6 protein-coding genes are annotated in these 7,642 nt (G+C 46.3%); 1 reads left to right on the top strand and 5 read right to left on the bottom strand.

Annotated features, from left to right (window positions below; genetic code table 11):
* Positions 1 to 153: 153 nt before the first annotated feature.
* The 5 genes from JTI85_RS18090 to JTI85_RS18070 form a co-directional block, all read right to left on the bottom strand.
* Positions 154 to 1,320: a lactate oxidase gene (locus JTI85_RS18090; protein ID WP_086523811.1), complete on the bottom strand. Its 1,167-nt coding sequence runs from the start codon at positions 1,318 to 1,320 to the stop codon at positions 154 to 156.
* 49 nt (positions 1,321 to 1,369) lie between these two features.
* The gene (locus tag JTI85_RS18085; protein ID WP_219351845.1) at positions 1,370 to 1,936 is read right to left on the bottom strand and encodes a YceI family protein; all 567 of its coding nucleotides are present in this window, start codon (positions 1,934 to 1,936) and stop codon (positions 1,370 to 1,372) included.
* 238 nt (positions 1,937 to 2,174) lie between these two features.
* Positions 2,175 to 2,804, bottom strand: a complete 630-nt coding sequence (locus JTI85_RS18080) for a hypothetical protein (RefSeq protein ID WP_048213139.1) — start codon at positions 2,802 to 2,804, stop codon at positions 2,175 to 2,177.
* Positions 2,804 to 3,526 (bottom strand): hypothetical protein, encoded by a 723-nt coding sequence (locus JTI85_RS18075; protein WP_048213138.1) that lies wholly within the window; start codon positions 3,524 to 3,526, stop codon positions 2,804 to 2,806. The genes JTI85_RS18080 and JTI85_RS18075 overlap by 1 nt, the downstream gene beginning before the upstream one ends.
* Positions 3,527 to 3,798: 272 nt before the next feature.
* Positions 3,799 to 4,335, bottom strand: coding sequence for a GNAT family N-acetyltransferase (locus tag JTI85_RS18070; protein WP_219351844.1), 537 nt, complete (start codon positions 4,333 to 4,335; stop codon positions 3,799 to 3,801).
* Positions 4,336 to 5,175: 840 nt separating this feature from the next.
* Here JTI85_RS18070 and pgaA point away from each other — a divergent pair.
* Positions 5,176 to 7,638 carry a poly-beta-1,6 N-acetyl-D-glucosamine export porin PgaA gene (gene pgaA / locus JTI85_RS18065; protein WP_219351842.1) on the top strand — a complete coding sequence of 821 codons (2,463 nt, stop codon included), beginning with the start codon at positions 5,176 to 5,178 and terminating at the stop codon, positions 7,636 to 7,638.
* Positions 7,639 to 7,642: the final 4 nt, after the last annotated feature.

Genomic DNA, 7,642 nt, shown 5'->3' with positions numbered 1-7,642 from the left:
TTTTGGCTATTAAGGTATTTTTCCTCCATGGTGAATAAATAAAATACCGGCCATAGTGGCCGGTATTCAGCATTATTATCTATTTTTTAATAATGTCTCTGGTGAGTGGAGCAGAGAGGTTAATATTCCACACCGTTAACCCAAAGTATGCTCTTATTCTTCCAGATCACGTAAGGTCAACAATTTGGTTTTTTTCACCTGCTCGATATCTTTGGTTCCACCGAGCATCATATTGATGACTAATTCTTTGTTGAGTTGCTCGACAACAGAAGCAACACCCTGAGCCCCGCCAAGGTTTAGACCGTACAGGACAGGACGCCCAATAGCCACGATATCAGCGCCACTAGCGATAGCTTTAAATACATGTGAGCCACGACGTACACCACTATCAAAAATAATGGGTACGCGTTTATTTACCACTTTTGCGATAGAGGGCAATACATCAAATGAGGATGGCCCACTATCGAGTTGCCTTCCCCCGTGGTTAGAAACCCAGATAGCTGCAGCTCCGGCCTTAATAGCAATCTCAGCATCTTCCGGCGATTGAATTCCTTTCACAATGACCGGCAAACCGGAGATTTGGTGAACGTATTTAATATCTTCCGGTGTGAAGGCTTGTTTGGCTTGTGCGTAAATTTCGCTGATACCAGAACCTTTGCCTGTTTTTGAACCGTCATCACTCTGCTTCGCAAACATCTCAAGATTTGCAAAGCCGAGAGGGAACTGGAAATTATTTTTTATATCGTCTTCACGATATCCACCAACAGGTGAATCGACTGTCAGAATGATCGCTTTTGCACCATGCTTAACTGCTTCACTCAGTATAAATTCGTTAAATTTATTGTTTTTACTCATATAGAGCTGGAAGAAAAACGGATTTCCCTCTGATGCCCTGGAAACGTCTTCAATGGTTTTATTTCCGTAGGTGCTTAAAGAGAAAATTGAACCTACCTGGGCCATTCCTCGGGCTGTGGCAAGTTCACCGGCTTCGTGCGCCAGACCCTGGGCTGCCATTGGCGCCTGGATTATGGGGGTTTTTAGCGGAATGCCCAGCAAGCTGGTTGAAAGATTGATATTTTTTAATTCAATACCTTGCAATACTCGAGGAACGATAAATTTCTTATCAAAGCTCTCGGTATTGCTGCGCAGATTATTTTCATCTTCCGCGCCTCCACGAATATAACCAAATGCTCCCTTTTCCATTCTGGCTTTTACTTGATCTTCAAGAGCGTCAATGTTGACCATTTTAATGGGGTGCTCTTCGGTGCTGGCTTTATATGCTTCGGCTTGCGCCATACCCGATGAAATCATCATAGCCATAGAGGCTATGGCCAGAACTGTTTTATTCACTTTCACTCTTACTTCCTTGTTATTGGCGTATTGCTTCAGCCTGAATACTAATATCAACTGTTTTGCTCATTCCTATGTTGACGAGATAATCAACACCCCATAGGGTACGATCAATTTTTGCAGAGAAATCGCCACCGCAGACCTGAGCATTGAAAACCGGACTCATATAGCAGCCGAATTTGGTCGTCGTTAACGTGACAGGTTTAGTAACACCCTTCATCGTCAAGATCCCTTCAATAGAGGCGGGTTTGCCCTCAGAGAAGTTCCATTTTGTTGATTTGAATACAATATTCGGATGTTTTTCTGCATCGAGTATATCGCTGCTACGGATATGTTTATCAAATGCTTCCAGACCGGTATTTAGAGACTTAACAGGAATGGTTACCTGCATTTCACCTTGCTGTTTCTCTGGAAGATATTTCACTTCTCCGCTGATGGAGTAAAAGCCACCATGGTTGGTTGATGTCTGAAAATGGTCGATATTAAATGTCGCATTCGTATGCGTACTATCCAATTTATATACTTCGGCATGTGCAATATTCACAAAACCTAATGCGCATATTGCTATCAATATGTTCTTGTTCATGGTGTAACCTCAGAGATAAAAAACAGATGCATTTATAATTCATGTGTTATAACCCGTCCAGATTGAAAAGTGGGAAGCAGTGTCCCATTTATAGAACGATAGGGAGATGCAGGGGGACTATTCTCTATTGAATAATCCCCCTGCATCACTTTGGAATTATAAGGATATATTGGATTTAATATTACCCGCTCAATCTCTGATAACACTTATAAAAATTAAGTTATCCTGCGATAACAGGTTATCCTTGCATGAGATATTCTCTATGTTCCAAAATTTTTTCCACCAGTAGATTCACTCCATTGTCGTTCGCGATATCTATCAGCGGCACTGAAAATCCGATACCGCGAATTTGGTTATTGTCAGAAAATTGTACTTTGGAATGGGTATCAGGATAGCCCTCATAGCTGTCCCACATCTCTTCTGGAGAGGAATACGGTGTGTCATTGTTTGCTGCTGAGAAGAGATAAATATTCAGATAACTTTGGGATTTGTCGGCGGGTGTTTTCAGTTGGGTTGCCAGTGGTTCTTCATCTTTTGGGTACTGTGATGTGCGCTGGTGATATTCTAATTCGCTGTCAGTAACCAATTTAAAATCAATCACATAGTCGGTCATCAACATCGGTAAAGAAGGCTGCTTTTGTTTGCCAAAGACGAATGATACATCCATCATTGGCAGGTAGTCCCATTTCCAACTCTCCAGTGGATTCACGCCGCGACGAGGAGGTTTATTGAAACTCCATGTATCCCAGAGGAGAAAAGAGGTTTCTATTTTCTGCGCAACCTCATTGATCATTGGCAGAATTTGCTGGTAATACGCCCCGCAGATGCGGTGAGCCTGACGAACCTGAGCAAAGGGATCATGTGTCATTATTGTTCCTTAATAAGTGATAAATCGCCGGAGAGGGGATTCTCTGTCAGAAATTGACTAAATCTGTGCCATGGAAGTAGTGGTTCGCGGATGCCGTACAGAGCAAGGGCTTTCAGGCAATCAGCAACGATGCGCTTATCCTGAGGGGCATTCCATTCTGAATGCTGGAAAATTTCTCTGAGTCTACGCCATTCCAGTCCATGAAATTCAACCTGGGGAAACTCTGTCGCTAATTCGTGAAACCAGGTTTTTGCGGCGGCGGGCAAGTTGCCCAGAGCTAAAAAATGGACAACAGGTTTGGCGTCATCATCGTGTAAATAAGTATAAAGTTCTTTTCGCCATTGCTGTTGATATTGCATCCCTCCAGCAGGTGGTTTTACCTCGACAATCAGTGCCGCATGTTCGAAAGTGATGACCACATCCGGTTCAGAAAATTGTTCCAGACCAGATGTGTATGGCTGCATTTTTTCATCAATGGAATCGGGAAAAGCGAATTTTGGCCAGAAAGCGATAGCTTCATAAGCTCCCCAATCATCCCTGGATTTCCCGGTCAATGCAGAAAAGAAATGACTCATTGCAGCAGGTGATAAATAGTTAACCCGGCTCCAGATTGCAGCTGTGAGTAGATCTTCATAGGACTGAAAAACAGTTCGCCAGCTTTGTCGCATCCCTTCATTTAGCGTTATTCTTCCCGCTTTACCTTCCAGAATGGCATTTAACATCCCATATTCCTTAATGTGGCTTAGCTAATAAAATTAGTCGGTTAGCTTTATTTTCTAATCGTTTATACTGACATGTTCAAGCGTAGCAATCATCTACCTTATCATTCCATCTTGCCAGTCCTGCACCACAGAAATCTATCTGATGAAACCCCTCTGGGTATCGTGTTGTTGTGCGCAAAAAGGCATTTTCGTAAAGGAAGATGGCGAGTAGCAGGTAGATAAAGCAGGCAAACGACTGAAATAAGTATTAAGGGGGGCCCCTCCGTTTTCCCTCAGAGTATCGCGCCAGCGTCGGGCGGCAGTGTGCTGTTACCTTCACCCAGATTACGTTGTAGCAATACGGTATCGAGCCAGCGACCATGCTTGAAGCCAATATTCTTTAGCGTGCCGACCTCCATAAATCCGACCTGCTGGTGGACTTTCAGCGATCCCTGATTATTGCTGTCGCCGACGATGGCAATCATCTGTCGGTAGCCGTGTGTTTCTGCCCATGTAATGACATGGTGTAGTAGCGCTTTGCCCGCGCCCTGACGTTGTGATGTCGGATCAATATAAATCGAGTCTTCGAGCGTATAACGGTAGGCATAGCGTTCACGGTAGCGAGTGAGATAACAGTAGCCGATGACTTTTTCGTCCTGCAGGGCCACAACCCACGGCAACCCCAGCTCGCGGATCTTAGTCAGGCGAACAAGCATTTCGTGAGAATCTGGCGGGTTAGTCTCAAAACTGGCCGTCCCGTGAAGAACATGATGTGCGTAGATAGTATGGATAGCGGGGATGTGCTTTTCTTCTGCGTTAACGATTTTCATTGACCAGTTCCCGTTGGCATCTTTTGCCAGATTACCTGAAAGAATGCGGAAAGGGTAAGCGTAAAAGCTTATGGCTCAATGGACATCATTCAATAGTATTAGGCTTGTATTTTGTAAGGGTAAAATTGATTGTCGTTGATATCGCCAATAATTTAACAAATAGATAAGTACAGTTTTACGGAATGATAAATACACTTGGGCGTAGTGGAATTAACAATTGCCTGTGGTAGTTCATTGAGGTATTCCACAATGCCATTTTTGGTAGGTGATAAACATACTGCTCATAAAGCTCTTTAATTTCATTTTGTTATATCTTTACCTAATTCTTTTTGCCTGGTGTTATGTTGCCGATTTAACCCTGAAACTTAGCCGTTTAAAATTAACTGATGTTATTTATAGTGTTATCAGTTACTGTTAATTATCAGGTTTTTCCTGTCAATTTTCAAAATGCTTATCAGGCAAACAGTTACCTGGTGTTTCTATATTTGCTGATAATAGTTATCATCGTTACGTGGTTTCGTCACGGAAACTTAATCTAAATCCAGTATTCGATCCCAAGAGTATTAGGATAATTTGGTTTAAAATACTTTTTTTGCCTAAGAGTTTTCTTATAACATAGCAAGACCCCACACTGAGTGATAAAATTCCTGAGCTTTCGCCAGCCTCTCAACGACGAGTGGACGAGTCATAGGGAGTCAATAAGACGAAAGAATTAAATGATTTTTAGCCATATTACGAAATAAGCGGCAGTGCACTTTACATGGTCGGCAACCGTCATGGAATGACTATAACTTATTGAAAACGCTTATTTTTACTATGATGTAAGATATAAGGGCAGATATGTTCAGTATGCGTCGACATGCCAACTTTATTAAACGCTTCAAGTTAGTAACCTGTTTATTTACGGCAAGCGTTCTTTTCCCAATGCAAGCCTCTGCAGCAGTATCAGATTACGATGCGTTGATTATTGAAGCGCGAGGTGGTAATAGCACACCGTTATTGCGCTACCTTGAGGAGCAGGGAAAGAAAAGTGCGTTAACGCCAAATCAGGTGGCTGACTGGCTGCAAGTATCCAGTTGGGTTGATAACAACGATAAAGCAACCATTGATATCTGGCAAAGGTATCGTGGGCAGATGGAAGTGCCCGCACGCGGCAAAGTGGCCGCTGCACGTGCGTATCGCAATCAGAAGAGCTGGAATGAATCATTAGCGCTCTGGGAGAGCGTTGTACAGGAAGAGCCTGAGAACGCCGATGTGCGTACTGGCTGGATCATGACGCTGGCGGATGCACGTTACAATCAGCAGGCCCTGACTGAAGCGAATAAATGGGCACGCGCGCATCCGGGGGCTGACTCTGATGCACTGCTTGCCTATGTGTATCATTCACAGGGTAAAAACTGGGATGCGCTGTTAGTCGCCAGCCAGGCGGATGAAGTTGATCCGGGTAACAAAAATGCGAAATCCACGCTGTTGTCAGCGCTGTCAGCCAACCGTGTTGCTGAACCGGCGTTGGGACTGACGGAAGTGGTTCCGACATCTGACCCCGTTAAGCGGCGTCTGGCGCTTGATGCTGCAGCCGAAAAGGTGCGCGCTTCTTATACCTCTGCACGAAATGAAGATGAGCGTTTTATCGTGGCGGATAAAGCGCTTGCCCGCTATGACCAGTTGCTGGCAGCCTGGAAAGATGAACCCGCAGCTCAGGGGGATGTGCGTCGGGCGAGGATTGACCGCATGGGGGCCCTGCTGGTGCGTAAGCGCACTGCCGACGTGATTCAGGAGTACGAATCCCTTTCCGCGGACGGTGAAGTGCCCAACTATGCCAAACGTTGGGTGGCTTCAGCGTGGCTCAGCGAACGTCAGCCGGAAAAGACCGAAGCAATGCTGGCGAGCATCTATTATCCGAACGGACCTATCCCTGTGACGCCGCTCAGTCCTGAAGATCAACAGGATCTGTTCTATGCGCATATTGATAATGAAAACTTTGATGCCGCTAAAAAACAAGTTGATGACTTGATCAAAGAGAGCCCGTATCTGCGTCGTATCTACGGCTCGCCAACGCCACAGCCTAATGATAACTGGCTGCTCGGGCAGACGCTGCTGACGCAATATCATCTTGCTGCCAATGAACTGCCTGAGGCAGAAAAACTCTCAGAACATCTGGCACGAACGGGGTCCGGTAACCAGGGGTTGCGCATAACCTATGCTTCCGTTTTGGAAGCCCGTGGATTGCCACATGCGGCGGAAAAAGAGTTAAAGCTTGCGGAAGTGATCGAGCCCAGCAACCTGGAGCTGGAGCGTCAGCAGGCCTATGTGGCGCTGGATCTTCAGGAGTGGAAACAGGCCGATGAGCTGACCGATGATGTCATCGCCCGTAGCCCGGATGACGAAGCGACGCTGCGCCTGGCACGGATCCGTGATGTGCACAAAATGTCGGAAGTGCGTATCAGCGGTACGCAGGGGATCTCCTCCGATAGTCCGGTCAGCGGTAAGAATGACTTCAACATCAATACAGCGATTTACAGCCCGCCGATTAATGACAACTGGCGACTGTTTACCGGTTTCAACTTTGCCACCGGCGAGTTTGAAGAAGGAAAGGGCATCAGCCGCGATTTGGCGGCTGGTGCTGAATGGACTTCACGTGATTACTGGGCCGAAATGGAACTGTCTGGCCGTAATTATGGCGACGGGCAGAAAATGGGGGGCCGTCTTTCAGCCTGGCATGACTTCAATGATAACTGGCGTGTGGGTGGGTCAGCAGAGCGTCTTTCCCGCAATACGCCACTGCGTGCGCTGCGTAGCGGCGTATATGCAAACGGCGGCGACATGTATGTCCGCTGGTACCAAAACGAACGGCGAGAGTATCAATTGTCGTTTGCGGCCTCACATTTCTCGGATGGTAACGATCGTCTCGAATACGGGCTTAGCGGAAAAGAGCGTATGTGGACGACACCGCGCTTCACGCTGGACTTTACCCCGGGTATCGGCGGTAGCACCAATACCAAAGAGAATGTGCCGTATTACAACCCCAAAAGTGATTTCTCCGTAGTTCCCGGCTTGACCGCGGAGCAGGTGCTTTACCGACACTATGACACCGTGTGGACACAGCAGGGAGTGGCTGGTGTGGGCGGCTACTGGCAACAAGGTGAAGACGCAGGGGCTATCGTCCAGTTGGGTTACGGTCAACGGCTTAAATGGAACAACGTCGTAGATGGCGGGGTGATGCTGGTGTGGGATAAACGCCCCTACGACGGTAAACGTGAGCGGAATATCTCCCTCGCTTTCGATTTGAATGTCAGGTTTTAAGGAT

The sequence above is a fragment of the Citrobacter sp. Colony219 genome, assembly GCF_019382635.1.
Classification (GTDB): Bacteria; Pseudomonadota; Gammaproteobacteria; order Enterobacterales; family Enterobacteriaceae; genus Citrobacter; species Citrobacter youngae.
The sequence above is the reverse complement of the archived record's forward strand: the minus strand, read 5'-3'. Positions and strand labels throughout refer to the sequence as shown.